At 55.8% G+C, this 14,549-nt stretch carries 16 protein-coding genes; all 16 read left to right on the top strand.

Annotation, left to right across the window (positions count from 1 at the left end; all coding sequences use genetic code 11):
* Positions 1–1,788, top strand: coding sequence for a hypothetical protein (locus ACTLLP_RS05020; RefSeq protein ID WP_441061464.1), 1,788 nt, complete (start codon positions 1–3; stop codon positions 1,786–1,788).
* Between the two features lie 31 nt (positions 1,789–1,819).
* The gene (locus tag ACTLLP_RS05015; protein ID WP_441061462.1) at positions 1,820–2,779 is read left to right on the top strand and encodes a DevR family CRISPR-associated autoregulator; all 960 of its coding nucleotides are present in this window, start codon (positions 1,820–1,822) and stop codon (positions 2,777–2,779) included.
* A gap of 6 nt (positions 2,780–2,785) precedes the next feature.
* Entirely contained in the window at positions 2,786–3,502 is a 717-nt protein-coding gene (locus tag ACTLLP_RS05010; protein ID WP_441061460.1) for a hypothetical protein, read from the top strand.
* A 26-nt stretch (positions 3,503–3,528) separates the two neighbouring features.
* On the top strand, positions 3,529–3,888 hold the full coding sequence (locus tag ACTLLP_RS05005; protein ID WP_441061458.1) for a DUF4282 domain-containing protein: 360 nt from the start codon (positions 3,529–3,531) through the stop codon (positions 3,886–3,888).
* 27 nt (positions 3,889–3,915) lie between these two features.
* Positions 3,916–4,713, top strand: a complete 798-nt coding sequence (locus ACTLLP_RS05000) for a hypothetical protein (protein ID WP_441061456.1) — start codon at positions 3,916–3,918, stop codon at positions 4,711–4,713.
* Positions 4,713–5,699, top strand: a complete 987-nt coding sequence (locus ACTLLP_RS04995) for a BREX system ATP-binding domain-containing protein (protein WP_441061454.1) — start codon at positions 4,713–4,715, stop codon at positions 5,697–5,699. Before ACTLLP_RS05000 ends, ACTLLP_RS04995 begins: the two co-directional genes overlap by 1 nt.
* A 1-nt stretch (position 5,700) precedes the next feature.
* On the top strand, positions 5,701–6,927 hold the full coding sequence (locus ACTLLP_RS04990; protein ID WP_441061451.1) for a BREX system ATP-binding domain-containing protein: 1,227 nt from the start codon (positions 5,701–5,703) through the stop codon (positions 6,925–6,927).
* A gap of 17 nt (positions 6,928–6,944) precedes the next feature.
* Positions 6,945–7,955 carry a CRISPR-associated endonuclease Cas1 gene (cas1, locus tag ACTLLP_RS04985; protein WP_441061449.1) on the top strand — a complete coding sequence of 337 codons (1,011 nt, stop codon included), beginning with the start codon at positions 6,945–6,947 and terminating at the stop codon, positions 7,953–7,955.
* A 9-nt stretch (positions 7,956–7,964) separates the two neighbouring features.
* Complete coding sequence (cas2, locus tag ACTLLP_RS04980) at positions 7,965–8,264, top strand: CRISPR-associated endonuclease Cas2 (RefSeq protein ID WP_441061446.1); 300 nt, start codon at positions 7,965–7,967, stop codon at positions 8,262–8,264.
* Between the two features lie 15 nt (positions 8,265–8,279).
* A complete protein-coding gene (cas4, locus tag ACTLLP_RS04975) occupies positions 8,280–8,849 on the top strand; it encodes a CRISPR-associated protein Cas4 (protein WP_441061444.1) in 570 nt (189 codons plus the stop codon).
* Positions 8,850–8,853: 4 nt separating this feature from the next.
* Complete coding sequence (cas4a, locus tag ACTLLP_RS04970) at positions 8,854–9,777, top strand: type I-A CRISPR-associated protein Cas4/Csa1 (RefSeq protein ID WP_441061442.1); 924 nt, start codon at positions 8,854–8,856, stop codon at positions 9,775–9,777.
* A gap of 234 nt (positions 9,778–10,011) precedes the next feature.
* A complete protein-coding gene (gene rnhB / locus ACTLLP_RS04965; RefSeq protein ID WP_441061439.1) occupies positions 10,012–10,626 on the top strand; it encodes a ribonuclease HII in 615 nt (204 codons plus the stop codon).
* The gene (locus ACTLLP_RS04960) at positions 10,619–10,978 is read left to right on the top strand and encodes a YraN family protein (RefSeq protein ID WP_441061437.1); all 360 of its coding nucleotides are present in this window, start codon (positions 10,619–10,621) and stop codon (positions 10,976–10,978) included. Before rnhB ends, ACTLLP_RS04960 begins: the two co-directional genes overlap by 8 nt.
* Before the next feature lie 14 nt (positions 10,979–10,992).
* Positions 10,993–12,525: a YifB family Mg chelatase-like AAA ATPase gene (locus ACTLLP_RS04955; protein WP_441061435.1), complete on the top strand. Its 1,533-nt coding sequence runs from the start codon at positions 10,993–10,995 to the stop codon at positions 12,523–12,525.
* A gap of 2 nt (positions 12,526–12,527) precedes the next feature.
* On the top strand, positions 12,528–12,938 hold the full coding sequence (locus ACTLLP_RS04950; protein WP_441061433.1) for a DUF134 domain-containing protein: 411 nt from the start codon (positions 12,528–12,530) through the stop codon (positions 12,936–12,938).
* A gap of 89 nt (positions 12,939–13,027) precedes the next feature.
* The gene (gene spoIVA / locus ACTLLP_RS04945) at positions 13,028–14,500 is read left to right on the top strand and encodes a stage IV sporulation protein A (RefSeq protein WP_441061430.1); all 1,473 of its coding nucleotides are present in this window, start codon (positions 13,028–13,030) and stop codon (positions 14,498–14,500) included.
* Positions 14,501–14,549: the final 49 nt, after the last annotated feature.

Genomic DNA, 14,549 nt, shown 5'->3' with positions numbered 1-14,549 from the left:
ATGTATAGAGGGGACTACTTCGTGAACAAGAGCACCGGGACCGCCGCTGACGTGCTGGCGGCTTACGGCCTGGCGGCCATTCTCGACGAGATCCTGGCTCAAGCGCTGGGGAGAGAGGAGCGCCGGCGGGTGTGGATTCAGGATGCCGGACCCTATTATCTCATAAGCCTTGATCCTCCCTTGCAGGCCGAGTGGGTGGAACATTGCGCCTATTTCACCGGCCCAGCTGCTTATATTGTGCGAAGAGACGAATCTCCTCCTCCAAACGTGCAGAAGTATGTATGGATCCGGAACGTGGACGAGGCATGGGAACAGTGGCAAACTTACCGGGCTATATCCGAACAACTTCGAGGAGGTAATACAGTAAGCGAGGAACTTAGGCGCCAGGTAGAGGATGCCAAGTTGCCTCCCGACTGGCATTTGGTAGCTCTTCTGGGCACCACGCAGATGCAGGCCCTGAAGACCTACAACCAGGCCGTTACCCAATGGGCTTTGACGCACGAGTATTTTAACTTTAACCTCAAAACCATTCTGCAGATGACCGTAGAGCCAGGTGTTGATCTTAGGGCCGTTTCCCGGGCCTGGTGGAACGAAGTCAGCAAGACCTTTAAAGGAAAGGAAATAGAATACGAATTGACTGCCATTCAGCTTTTAAATCCTCACCAGGGAAAGGGGCAAAACCGCCCTAAAGCCAACGCTTTAGCCATGAAGAATATCAGTTCATTTTGGCTGTGGGAGTATCTTAAGGCTACGGGATTGTGGCTGTGTACCGCTCCGCGGGTGGTACGGGAAGCTCAGGAAGGGAGGCTTCCCCGCCAGCGTAAGATTTATGTTTTAGCTCCCCACAGGATTACTCTAGCTACGCACCGGAAGGTTTTCGACTGCTTCTCCGAGCGCTTGTGGAACGACACGGCAGTTAAAATGGACTGCCTTGCCGCCCTACTCTATACAGATGCTTTGCTTGAATACAGTGAAGCTGGCCAACACGACGAACTAGATTTTGAGGGATATGGCCCAGAAAATGTAGTGGCAGGATTTCACGTTACCCAGTATACACTTCTTAGTCGTAATGCTTATACGGCTACAAATCTTGCCTTCATTAGACTTCCAGCTTGGACCAAAGATATTTATAAACACCAAAATGCTCATGATTTGGTTAAAGATCTGCAAGGGGTTATTAGAGAGCACCGGGAGGTGATATCTGGCATTGACGAGGGGAGAAGTGATGGGTACAACCTGCTGCTGCGCTACCGCAACTTCCTTTCCGGGCAGAGCTGGGATGATTTCTTCGAGTTCGCAGCTGGCTACAGTCACTATGCCGTGCGCCGGATGGCGCAGGGTCAGTGGGTTGCTTTATATACCACCGATGGATTAAGGAGGTTGATTATGGCTACTAAGAAGCCTTTGGCGGCGGTTATCGAGAACCAAGGGTTCAAAAACGCGGCTTATGCCATACGCCACAGTACGATAATTCCTCAGGGGCGTAAGGCCAGGGGTCAGGATGCCCTTTACGAAATCCGCTACGGTCTGGGCATGGAACTGAAGCGCAAGGCTACAGTGCGTGACGACTTCGTGGCGGCTCTGGCGAATTTCATGCAAAGCTACAACCGGGAAAATAGCCAGATTTTGGAGAAGACTGGGCGGCAGTTGAGGCGAGATCTTCGGACCACCGACATTGAGGATGTAATTCGGCTGGTTGACGAGTATGGTTCCGAAGTAATGGCTAATCTGCTAGTTGCTTATGGCTACGCTCGTGAACCTCGTGAAGAGGCGGAATCATCTGAATAGAACCTATAATGTGTTAAAGGGAGGTATTTTGATGAAGAGACCTGTATATTCCATGTCTATCTCCGGTAGGATCATGCTTAACATGCACTCGCTTAATAATGAAGGTGGTGAGGGGATTCAGATTGCTACCCGGATGGTGAACATTGTTTACAAGGATCCCGAAACCGGTGAACCGCGTCTTGCCTCAGTAAATGCCGTATCGGGTGACATGCTTAAGCACATTCAGGCAGAGCATCTGTATTTGCAGGCCAAAGCAGAAGGTTTGCCTCTATGCGCCGGGTGCCAAAAGTTCAAACCCAGCCGAGCTCTGGAAGACGGAGATTTTGTTCGTAATCTCCCTGCTCGAGATGCCGAAGTGATTGATTCCCTTCTGCAAAAATGCGTAATCGACGATCTAGAAGGTAATCTAATCGCTAAGGGGAATCGCTCTATACCCCGCAAGAGCGTGGTGGAATTTGCCTGGGTGGTGGGCGTGCCCGATCTTACGCGCACGGAGAGCTATTTCCACGTACGCTACGCCTCCGAACGGGGCGAGGAAGGGGTGACTCAGCCCATCTTTCACCGCCCGGCTAGCTCCGGCGTTTACGCAGTGGTGATGACCCTGGAGGTGGCACGTATCGGCTTTAACGACATAGACCGAAAGTACTCCATTGATCAGGATCAGCGCGAAAAGCGCTACAAGGTTCTACTGGAAAGCGTCCTTTACACTTTTGTGGAGCCGAACGGGGCCATGCGTAATACCCAGAATCCGCACATATTGGATTTCCAGGGGGTGGTAACAGTGAGTAGCCAGGTGGTTCCTGCGCCTGCTCTTAGCCCGCTTAGCGGAAATTACGTAAGCGATCTCAGAAAAGTAGGGGATGCTCTGAACGGCGTGCGTCCCGGTGCTATTGAAATTTATGAGTTCAATTCTATGGCCGACTTCGCTTCAGTTATGAGCGAACTCTTATCCAATACAGTGCCGTATTCATTGCCTGCTCAGCAAGGGTGATTTTATATGTGGTTGGCAGTCTATTACCAATCGGTGGGGCTTTTTTCTCTCAAGATGGGCACCGCTACTTCCACCGGGGGGAAAACCTTGCTTTTGCCCACCCCTTTTGCCATTCGCACGGCCCTCCTAGACGCAGCTATACGCACCCAGGGGCTGAAAAGGGCACCGCAGGCGTTCGCTATGCTCAAAGCACTAAAAATCGCCGCTCGTCCACCGGAGAAAGTGGTGGTGACCAACCTTTTCATCAAAGTATGTAAACCGCAAAGGCCCGATGCCCAGCGTGACGAGGCGATGCAGTCCTCGATAGCCTTCCGAGAGTACGCCTATCTCGGTGGCGATCTCGGTCTGGCCTTCGAGGGGGAGGAGCAGTTCTTACAGCAGCTGGAGGACTTGCTCCTCCAGATCAATTACTTCGGCAAGCGAGGGAGTTTCTTTCAGCTGATCCCTCCCCTTAGGCGGAGTGAAAAAATGCCGGAAGGCTTTGTGCTCTTGAAAGGAATCGGTTACGAGCGCTCGGAAGCCGGTGACCGCGCAAGTTTCGCCCAGCCTCTCGGTGTCATCCAGTTGTTGGATGATTGGGGTCCCCGGCTTACTTTTGAAAAGATCAACGTCTACAACGATACCAGGATCGAGTTGGGACGGGACCGAAGCCAAGAAATGGTGATTCTGCCGTATCGTTTAGAAAGATCGAGTCGTAGCTTCAGCTACTATGTTCGATTGTAACCCAGTTTTATAAGGAGGTGCTTCGTATGGAAGAAAAGTCTTTCTGGTCCAGGCTTTTTGACTTCTCTTTTTCCTCGTTTGTTACCTTGAAGATCATTCCGTTTCTCTACGGGCTGTGGATTGCCATCGGAGTGATAGCATCCCTCAGTATGCTGGCAGGTGGCGCAAGCTTTATGCGTTTTGGCTACGGTTTTTCCGGCGGCAGTTTTCTCCTAAGCCTCATCTGGGCGGTAATCTTTTTCTTCCTCTGGGTAATCGGTGGTCGCATCTGGATGGAAACCGTCATCGTCCTCTTCCGCATTGCCGAAAACACTTCTCTTTTAGTTCAGGCCAGCCGCGAGAAGCAGCCCAAGGAAGAAGGCCCATCTCAGGAGGCCAGTATTTGATCAAGCCAGCAGGGAGGGAAACCCGAAGTGGATCTCGAGCACTTTCTCGATCGCGAGCTCGGAGAAGAGCGCCGGCAGCTTCTGGAGCGCAAAAAACAGATCCTGGCCCACCAGGCAAGACTCGAAAGGGCGCTGCGCGAAGGCGACTTGGAACAGGCTCAGCGCACAATAGAGCGCTACCAGGTAGCCCTGACCAAGCAGCAGGAAGCCCTCTCTTCCCTTGCAGAAAAACTTCCCGCTTTCGCCGCCTCCGATTACCTACGCCAGGACTTCGATCAGGGCTTCTTATCCGCCTGTCGCGCCCAAGGTTTGCCGGTGTCCGGAAGCTTTCCTGACTACGAGGTCTTTCCCTTTCGGGTGAGGGTTTATCCGGAGCGAGGGGTCATAGAGGTCAACGAGCGCACCCTCCACATGCTCCGCCCCCGAGCTCTGGCCGCCTACCTCAAGGCGGAGCGGGAGAAGCTTTACCGGGCTCCCTTTAACGCTCAGCGCTTCATCGACACGCTGGCGCGGGTGTACGACATTCTGTTGGCGGTGAAGCAAACGCGTTTAAAGGTGGAGTTCCCGCCCGGCACCAGCGTTCCCCTGGCGGATGTTTATGACCAGTTGGTGCTCCATCCTGGCTACAAAAGGCATTACTCTCGCGGCATGTTTGCTTTCGACCTTTACCGTCTTCTTCGCTCCGAAGTACGCAGAGCTTCTGACGGGCGCTTGCTGGAGTTGGGGGAGCCGGCTCGTCGCGTTAGGCCCATCGTCATCTACGACGAACAGGGGCGCGAGCTCCGTTTCACCAGTCTGCGCTTCGTCGGGGGAGGTGGAGAATAGTGTACGCTTCCTTCGTTGACTTCTTCCGCGAAGAATACCTGGAAGGGTTTGTCAAGGCCGGAGGCAGCAAGATCAAATTTTATATGAGCGACCGGCCGGAGCTCCGGGCGGAGCTCTTCCGGGAGCTGGCGCGTCAGGCGGCTGGTTGCAGGTACGCGGTGGCGCAGGTGGACGCGGCGGCGGTGGCCAAAATGCACCTCATCAACAACCTTTATCAGGCCATAACCTCCGAGTTGGATCTCGAGGGATACCTGCGAAGCTACGCCCGGCGGGTGATAGTGCAATTGGGTTATGCCCCGGACGAGGTACCGGCGGGCAAAACCTTTGTGGACTGGGCGGTTGAGGTGCACGGGCGAATTCCCGAGCGGCTGCGCCCGGAAACTCGCTCCGTGCTGGAGCGCGATCTTTTCCGCAACCAGGCCATAACCCGGTCTTTTGCCACGGCGGTTATGCAGCTGGCGGCCGATGAACTCGGGGCTCTGGAGCGAGAGCTCAATCCTGAAGACAAGGAGTTGCTTTACGCCTGGCTTAAAGGTGAGAACCCTCGCCTGTCTGAACTCAGGCGCTTTCACCTCTTTACCCGCATCGACCGTTACAACGCCCGGCTCTTCTTGCGCTCGCTGGTGGAGCTGGTGCGCCTGACCGGCTACCAGGGCTTTCTGGTGGTAGTGGACAACCTCGATGTGCTGCTGGCCCGGAGGGAGACGGGGCGCCTGCTCTATGGCCGGGCTGCTCGAGAGGAGTTTTACGAAAGTGTGAGGCAGTTAGTTGACGGCATAGATGCTCTGCACCACTTTATGGTGATCTTAGGTTTCGGCCGTGAACTGGTTGATGATAGCAAGCAGGGCTTTAAATCCTACCATGCGCTGTGGATGCGTATCCAGTGCGAAATCACAGGGAGCCGACCTAACCTATTCCGAGATTTTCTCGAGCTAGACCGCTTATTTGAAGCTTCTTATTCCGTATCTTCTTCGGGAGGGAGTTAGAGTGCGCGATTTTCAGGCGATAGCCACGGTGGAGGCGCTGCGTTCCGGCGTGACCTCCCGGCATCTGGCAGCCATCTTTTCTTACGGAAGAGAGGCCTTGCTAGAGCGGGTAGAGCGGGATCTGGAGGAAGTGTCCCGAGAGGGACGTCCGCGGGCACTGCTGCTGCGCGGCCATTTTGGCGAGGGCAAGACCCACTTTCTCAACCTGATCCTTAACCGAGCTCGGGAGAAGAACTTTGCCGTCAGCTTCGTAGTGCTGAGCAAAGAGACGCCCTTCAATCGCCTTGACCGGGTCTATCCCAAAGTGGTGGCCGGGACCTATCTGCCCGGAACCGAGGATCCGGGGATTGAGGTACTGCTACGCGATTTGCGCCCGGGCCACCCTTTAACCGAGGATTTACTGGCCGCTGTCCGGGAAGAGTTGCACCCCAAGCTCTTCTACGTGCTAAAAAATTATCTGGCAACCGGCGATACCTACTATCAGCACCTCCTTTACAGCGATCTGGCCGGGGAGTGGATACCCCTGGCCCAGTTGAAATCGCTGCACCGCTTAAACTTTGGCCGGCCACTGAAAATTCCTCCCTTCCGCCCTCAAGCCGATGCCTGGGATTACTTCCGCTTCCTGGCCCAACTCATCAAAAAGCGCGGCTTTGCCGGCTGGGTCATCCTGTTTGACGAGTTTGAGCTAGTGGGCACCCTGGGCATTGCCGCCCGCTCCGAATCCTATTTCAACTTGGCCCGTTTCCTCTTTCCTCAGGAGGGGAAGGAGCTTCCCCACACCTTCGCAGTTTTCAGTATCGCTCAGCAGCTATGGGATTTTAGGTTGCTTCCTCAGGAGCGGCACCGCCCGGACAAAGAAGAGGTGACGGCGCGCTTCAGGACAAAAGGGGAACCGGAAAAGGCCGAGCGCGCTCGGCAGGCTATCGATGCCCTACTGCGAGATGTGGTGGATCTAAATCCTCTATCCAGCTCCGAGGTACAGAGAATGCTTTCCAAGGTGGCGGAGTTCCATGCCCAGGCCTATGGCTGGCGGCCTGAAGTTAATCTGGAGGAATTACTACAAAAATTACTCAACAACCCCAAAGCTCAGCGCCTGCGCACCAAAATTCGCTATACGGTGGAGTATCTAGATCTCAAATACCTTTACCGGGAAGAGCCGGAAGTAGAAGCAGGGGAACTCGAAGAAGGAGCACTCAAGGAGGCGGCGGTTGCCGGAGAAGAAGCTTAGGAGTGCTGGGAAAAGGGATGAGGGAGATTGTGATTCTCAATTTCGGTACGGTGCTGGGTAAAAAGAGTGAGCGCCTGGTCATAAAAGAGCAGGGAAAGGTGGTTCAGGAGATTCCCTTCCGGGACATCTCCACCCTCACCATTGCTGCCCGCGGGGTTTCTCTTTCCACCGACATGATTCATGAATGCATCGAGCACGGCATCCAGATAAACTTCCTTACTCCTTCCGGTCGGCCCTACGCCAAGGTGAGCTCGCCTCAGCTCAGCGGCACAGTGATGACGAGGCGAGAGCAGATCCTGGCCTACAACGATGCTCGGGGATTGGCGCTGGTCCTAGCCTTTATCGAAGGGAAACTTAAAAATCAGGCCAATGTGCTCAAATACTTCGCCAAGTACCGGCGTGCAGCTGACCCCGGACTTTACGCGGAGCTCGAGGCGCGGCTCGCTCGCATGGAGGCCATCCGCAGCGAGCTTGAAAGTTTTAGCGGAACGACGGTAGAAGAGCTGCGCGGGACGATTTTTTCTATCGAGGGGCGTGCTGCCCAGGAGTATTGGGACGGGATTGGACTCCTCTTGAGCGGGACAGTGGAATTTACGGGGCGTGAACGCCGGGGGGCTGAAGATCCGGTAAACTCGGCCCTCAATTACGGCTACGGTATCCTTTACTCCCAAGTCTGGGGTGCGGTGATGCTGGCCGGGCTTGAACCTTTTGCCGGGTTTTTGCACACAGACCGGCCGGGGAAGCCCAGCCTGGTGCTAGATCTTACCGAAGAGTTCCGCGCCTGCGTTGTGGATCGCACGATCGTGGGAGTGCTGCTCCGGGGCGGGACGGTAAAGGTGGAGGAAGGCCGGTTGACCGACGAGACTCGGCGGGAGTTGGCCCGGAGAGTGTTGGAGCGGCTGGAAGCGGAGGAAAGCTACGAAGGCAAGAAGCACAAGCTCCGGGCCATTATCCAGCGGCAGGCGCGGCGGGTAGCGAGTTTTCTGCGGGGCGAGAGCCGGTACAAGCCGTTCATAGCTCGCTGGTAGGAGGGAGATATGAAAACTTTGGTGGTTTATGATATCCCGGACGACCGCATCAGGGTAAAGGTTTTTGAGACGTGTAAGGACTACGGACTTATTCACATCCAATACTCGGCCTTTTTGGGGCCACTCAACCAGAACCGCCGCCAGGAGCTCTACCAGCGCCTGCGGCGGATTTTGGGAAAGAAGGAGGGAAAAATCATCATTTGCCCTATTTGCGATAAAGACCTAGCCTTGATGCTTGAAATTGCAATGCCGGAGGAGGCTGCGTGCCAGGTGAAGGAGGCGTCCAAGAAAGGGCCGGTAATTTACTGAGGCGGGTTTTGCTCCGTGATAGTGAAAGTTGCCGATCTGAAACAGTACCTTTATTGCCCCCGGATTATCTATTTCACCTATGTGGCGCCGGTGGAGAAGAAGGTAACGGCGAAAATGACCATTGGCAAGGAGGAGCATTACACCACAGCGCGGCTGGAAGATAGGCGTCGGCTGCGGATGTATGGCTTTTCTGAAGGCGAGAGGCGCTTCAACACCTATTTCTACTCGGAGCGGCTGGGACTTGAAGGGGTGTTGGACATGTACATTGCCACTCCGCGGGGGAATTTCCCAGTGGACTTTAAAAATGCCTGCCGGGTGGCGCTTAATCACAAGTACCAGTTGGTTGCCTATGCGCTTTTACTGGAGGATCACTTCGGTAGGCCGGTGCGTGGCGCTTTTATTTACCTTATTCCGCGCAAGCAAGTCCATTACCTAGAGGTAACCCCGGAGGCCCGGCTGCACACCAAGAGACTTATTGGAGCGGTGCGGAATCTGGTTGCCCGAGAGCACTTTCCCGAGGTGCCGCGGCGCAGCGGGCGCTGCGCTGATTGCGAGTACCGAAACTACTGCGGGGATGTGTTGTGACGAGATGTACTTTTTTGCTGACGAGGAGAAAAAGCATCTCTTGCGCTGCCACCTGCCTCGGGCGCGGGAGCAGGGCGTGGTCGAGGAACTCCGGGGCTGGAACTGGCACCAGCCGCCTCTGGAGCCGGTTTACCGTGACGTGGTTTTGGCCCTCTACGAGGTGGCTAACGCCTACTGCCCTACGGGAAGAGATGTCTACCTGCGCCGGGTGCAGCGGAAAAGAGGCCGCCCCAACCTGGCCATGATTCAAGGGATTATCTTTCACGCCGTGGTTGCCGATGTGATAGTGGCGGCGAAACGGGCGATCTATAGCGAAGGAGTGGCCAACTACCGGGCCATCGTGGAGCGAATCCAAAACCATCCCCTTATTCCACTTGATGAGTGGGCAGAACAACTGAGCAAAGACCAGCTCGATGACACGCTGGCCAAGGCGGAAATTCTCGCCACTTTCGAGAAGACCAGGGTGCTGGCTCGGCTCCAGGAAATTCTTACCAGGCAACCGTATATCGGAGAAGACTCGTTGGTAAGCTTGGCGCTGCCGATAGTGGTGGAACAGAAGCTGGATGGTTCCTTTCTGGGTTTAAGTCCCAACCTCAGCACCGATGCTTTTGTTTTCTGGGAGCCCATGGTCATAGACATAAAATTTGACCGGCAGCGCAATTTTCACCGACTCACCACCACCGGCTACGCTCTGGTAATGGAGGCGCTTTATGAATTTCCCGTTAACTTAGGCTGCATCGTCTACGGAGAATTTCGCGGGGACCGCCTTATAGTGAAGAAAGATATTCACATAATCGGCGACGAGCTCCGTCAGTGGTTTGTGGAGACCAGGGACGAGAAAGCGCGCCTGGTTACGGAGGAAATCGATCCCGGCAAAGGGGAGTGCTACGAAGAATGCCCTTATCACCATATCTGCTGGGGTGGGTGAGGGAAAAGGCCCGCGCGATTAAGAAATCTCCGAGAGCCGCAATGCAGAGGGCACCGGGAGTCCTCTGGCTCTTGGGGAAGCGGGCAGCAGCTGGCGACGCTCCTTTACCCTAGGTTCTCGCCCGAGAACCTAGGAACTCCTTTCCTATACCGGGCTTTTGCCAAAAGTAACGTCTCGTCTGGCGGCGGGTCGTAAGCCGTTCCGTTAGCGGGTAAACTTTGTTACTATTGAAATATGGAACGCTGGGAAGAGTTTTTTTGGGCGCAGGGTTTTAAGCAGATAGCCGGGGTGGATGAAGTAGGCCGGGGTCCCCTGGCAGGTCCGGTGCTGGCCGCGGCGGTGGTTTTCCCTCCGCGGATAAAACTCCCCCATTTGAGGGATTCCAAGCAATTGTCGCCCAAGAAGCGTTGGCAGCTGGCGTTGCAGGTGATGGAACTGGCTGAGGATTGGAGCGTGGGGATGGGCTCGGTGGCGGAGATAGATCTTTTGGGCATAAAGGAAGCCACTTTCCGCGCTATGCGGCGAGCTCTGGCTGCTCTTCGCCGGGACCCCGAACTGGTTATGGTGGACGGGAATGCGGCTCCACCGCTGCCGTGGAGCTGTTTGACCATTGTTAAGGGGGATGCCCGAGTGGCTTCGATAGCTGCGGCTTCCATTTTGGCCAAGGTGGTAAGGGATCGATTGATGGAGGATTTGCACCTCGTTTTCCCGCAGTACAATTTTAGACAGCACAAGGGTTATCCCACACGCGAGCACTTGGATCGGTTACGGCGTTATGGCCCGGGAGCTTTACACCGGCGCTCCTTCGCTCCGCTGGCCGACCTGGCAGGAGAGAGAAGGAATGTTTGAGAACAGAGCTCGCGGGAAACAGGCGGAGGAACTAGCGGTGGCCTATTTGCAAAGGGCCGGCTGGCAGATCCTCGAGCGCAATTTCCGTTGCCGGTGGGGAGAGATCGATTTGGTGGCACGCGAAGGGGATACCGTGGTCTTTGTCGAAGTGAGAAGCAGGAGCAACCTTGCTTTCGGCTCGCCGGAAGAAAGTATTGGTTGGCATAAACGGGAGCGGATGAAGAAGGCCGTTCGCTATTTCATCGGTCGCTATGGACGTGAGTTTCCCTGCCGCTTTGATGTGATTGCGATTGTCTGGGACAAAGCTACAGGGAAGATGGCTAGCCTGCGGCACTGGCGTAATGTCTTGTAGATGGAGGTAGAGTTTTGTTGGCTCTGGCAGTGCTTCAGAGCGTGGCTCTTTTCGGACTGCAAGGCTATCTGGTTCAGGTGGAGCTCGACCTTGCTCCCGGCCTGCCGGCTTTCGATATCGTGGGTTTGCCCGACACCGCGGTTCGCGAGGCGCGCGAGCGAGTGCGAGCTGCTTTAAGGAATACGGGGTTCGAATTTCCTGCTCGCCGGATCACCGCCAACCTGGCACCAGCCGATCTGCGGAAAGAAGGCCCCTCTTATGACCTGGCGCTGGCCGTGGGCATACTGGCAGCTATGAAGCAAGTGCCGTTGGAGAGCGCGCAGCGCTTCGTGTACCTGGGGGAACTCTCGCTAGAGGGGCGGGTAAGAGGTGTATGGGGGGTATTGCCCAGCGTGGCTGCTGCCCGGCGGCAGGGTCAGAGCGCTTTTATCGTGCCCCTGGTTAACGCCCGCGAAGCGGCTTTGGTGGAAGGGGCGGAAGTGTACCCGGTAACTGACCTAGGGGAAGTCGTGGCTTTGCTTCGGGGCGAGAAAGAATTAGTTCCTTATCGGGTGGATCGGGAAGCTCTTTTTGCCGAGGCCACCGACGATGGGGGACCCGATTGGGCTGAGGTCAAGGGGCAGTTTTACGCTAAGCGATCTCTGGAGATAGCGGCTGCCGGAGGCCATAACGTCCTGCTTCTAGGCAGTCCAGGAACGGGGAAAACCATGTTGGCCCGCCGCGTGCCGGGCATTTTACCGCCGCTAAGTTTAGAGGAGGCGCTGGAAGTTACGGAAATTTACAGCTTGGCCGGATTGCTCCCGGCTCAAGTTTCCCTGATCACCGCTCGCCCTTTTCGCGCTCCGCACCACACGGCTTCCACGGCGGCGCTGGTGGGTGGAGGGCGCTATCCTCGACCAGGAGAGGTGAGCCTAGCCCACCACGGAGTGCTTTTCCTGGACGAGTTTCCTGAGTTTACCAAAGAGTCGTTAGAGGCCTTGCGGCAGCCACTGGAGGACGGCATGGTGACGGTGGCGCGAGCCCAGGCGGTGCTTCGCTTTCCCGCACGGTTCATGCTCTTGGCCGCTGCCAATCCATGCCCTTGTGGTTTTCTGCTGGAAGAGGGGAAGTGCAGCTGCACCGCCCGGCAGATCCAGCGCTACCGCGCGCGCCTTTCCGGTCCTCTTATGGATCGCCTGGATATTTTCGTAGAGGTGCCTCGCGTGCCCCTGGAAGATTTAATCGGGGATGGCCGGGAGGCGGAGTGCTCAGCTCGGGTGCGGGAGCGGGTGCACCGAGCCCGTCTTTGCCAGCAGGAGCGCTTCCGGGATTCCGGAATCTTCTGCAATGCTGCCATGAGTTCATCTCAGGTGCGCCGTTTCTGCTCCTTAACGCGGGAGGCACGGCATTTGTTGGGAATGGCTTTTAGGCGCCTGCAACTCAGTGCCAGGGGCTACGACCGGATATTGCGGGTTGCCCGCACCATCGCCGATTTAGAAGGGAGCGAGGAGCTCCATTCGGCCCACGTAGCCGAGGCTTTGCAATACCGAGAAGAGAAGGGGGTGTGATCATGCCTCGACCGCCCAAGTTTCGTCGGGTAGCCTTTCTCCCCCCCTTCCTGGTCTACAAGCCTCAGGGCGTTCCCCTGGAGGGAATGGAAGTGATTAACCTGACGGTGGAAGAAATGGAGGCTTTGCGCCTCAAAGATTTGGAGGGTTTAGATCAGGAGGATTGTGCCAACCACATGGGGATCTCCCGTCCCACCTTTCAGCGCTTACTTGTCGGAGCTCGAGCCAAGGTGGCCGAAGCTCTAACCGAGGGCAAAGCCCTGCGCATAGGTGGAGGTAATTTTATGCTGGTAACACAGCACCGGTGCGAGAGGTGCTACGAAGAGTGGGAAGCCTCCCTGGGCGAGGCCTGTCCCCGCTGCGGTGCTCCTCCAGCCGGTCGTGGGCGCTGTCGCCGCCGCCGGGGCCTGTAGGCGCTAACTCCTCTTTCCCGGTTCCGCCCGGTATTTTCTTCCCCCCCGGTGCATAAGCTGTGGTGAGCCAGGAGAGAGGGGGGTGGCGTATGGAGAGCCTATTTCGCGATATCAGTGAGCGTACCGGAGGCGATATTTACATCGGCGTAGTGGGTGGGGTTCGGACAGGAAAATCCACTTTCATTAAACGTTTTATGGAATACCTGGTCATTCCCAACATTAAAGACCCATACGATCGGGAGCGGGCGCGGGATGAATTGCCCCAAAGCGGTAGCGGCAAGACGGTAATGACTACCGAGCCCAAGTTTGTGCCCAATGAGGCCGTAGAAATTAGTATTGATTCCGGAATCAAGCTTCGGGTGCGCCTGGTGGACTGCGTGGGATATCGGGTGGAGGGAGCGTTAGGGTACGATGAGGAGGGTGGTCCCCGCCTGGTAAACACCCCGTGGTTTGACGATCCTATTTCTTTCGACGAAGCGGCTGAGATCGGCACTAGAAAGGTTATCCAGGACCATTCTACCATCGGAATAGTGATGACTACCGATGGAAGCATCACTGGCATACCCCGGGAAAACTATGTGCCTGCCGAGGAGCGGGTCGTCGATGAACTAAAGCTTTTGGGGAAACCATTTGTAATCATTCTCAATACCACCAAGCCTTATGCGCTGGAAACTTCCGAGCTGGCGGAGGAGCTCACCCTGAAGTATGATGTGCCGGTGCTGCCGATGGACGTGGAGGCTTTGACTCAGTCAGAAATTCATACCATACTCACCGAGGTGCTCTACGAATTCCCGGTGAGCGAGGTCAACGTCGGTTTACCTTCTTGGATTGACGAATTGAGCTCCGACCACTGGCTGCGGCAGCGCTTTGAAAGCGCGGTGCGGGAGGTAGTGCGCCAGGTGCGGAGGGTGCGCGATGTGCAAAATATAGCGCACAATTTGCAACAAGAGGAGTTTGTGGGAGAGGTTAGGGTGCGGGAAACCGATTTGGGAACGGGCGTAGCCTCTCTGGAGGTCAAGGCCAGGGAAGGGCTGTTCTACGAAATACTATCCGAGAGCACTGGCTTTGCGGTGGCGGGCGAAAAGGACATCCTCCGTCTCATGAAGGAACTCAGTGTGGCCAAGCGCGAGTACGACAAATTCGCTGCCGCTCTCCGCGAGGTGCGGGAAAGCGGGTATGGGGTGGTGACGCCTCATCTAGAGGAAATGAATCTGGAAGAACCGGAGCTCATCCGCCAGGGGAGTCGCTTTGGTATCCGCCTGCGGGCGAGTGCACCTTCGCTGCACATGATACGGGCCGATATCACCACGGAAATCACTCCGATTATAGGCACGGAGAAACAATGTGAGGAGTTGGTTCAGTACATCCTGCGTGAGTTTGAGGAAAATCCTCAGAAAATCTGGGAATCAGAAATTTTCGGCAAATCGCTGCACGATCTCGTGCGAGAAGGTATTCAGAACAAACTACACCGGATGCCTGAGCACGCTCAGGTCAAGCTACAGGAAACCTTGCAGCGCATCGTTAACGATGGTTCAGGGGGGTTGATATGTATTATTATTTAAAAACCGGGCCCGGAGGTGGTTACACTTAACCGGTACGGGTGAGGTTAGG

This window comes from Desulfothermobacter acidiphilus, assembly GCF_052073645.1.
Classification (GTDB): domain Bacteria; phylum Bacillota; class Desulfotomaculia; order Desulfotomaculales; family Ammonificaceae; genus Desulfothermobacter; species Desulfothermobacter acidiphilus.
The sequence above is the reverse complement of the archived record's forward strand: the minus strand, read 5'-3'. Positions and strand labels throughout refer to the sequence as shown.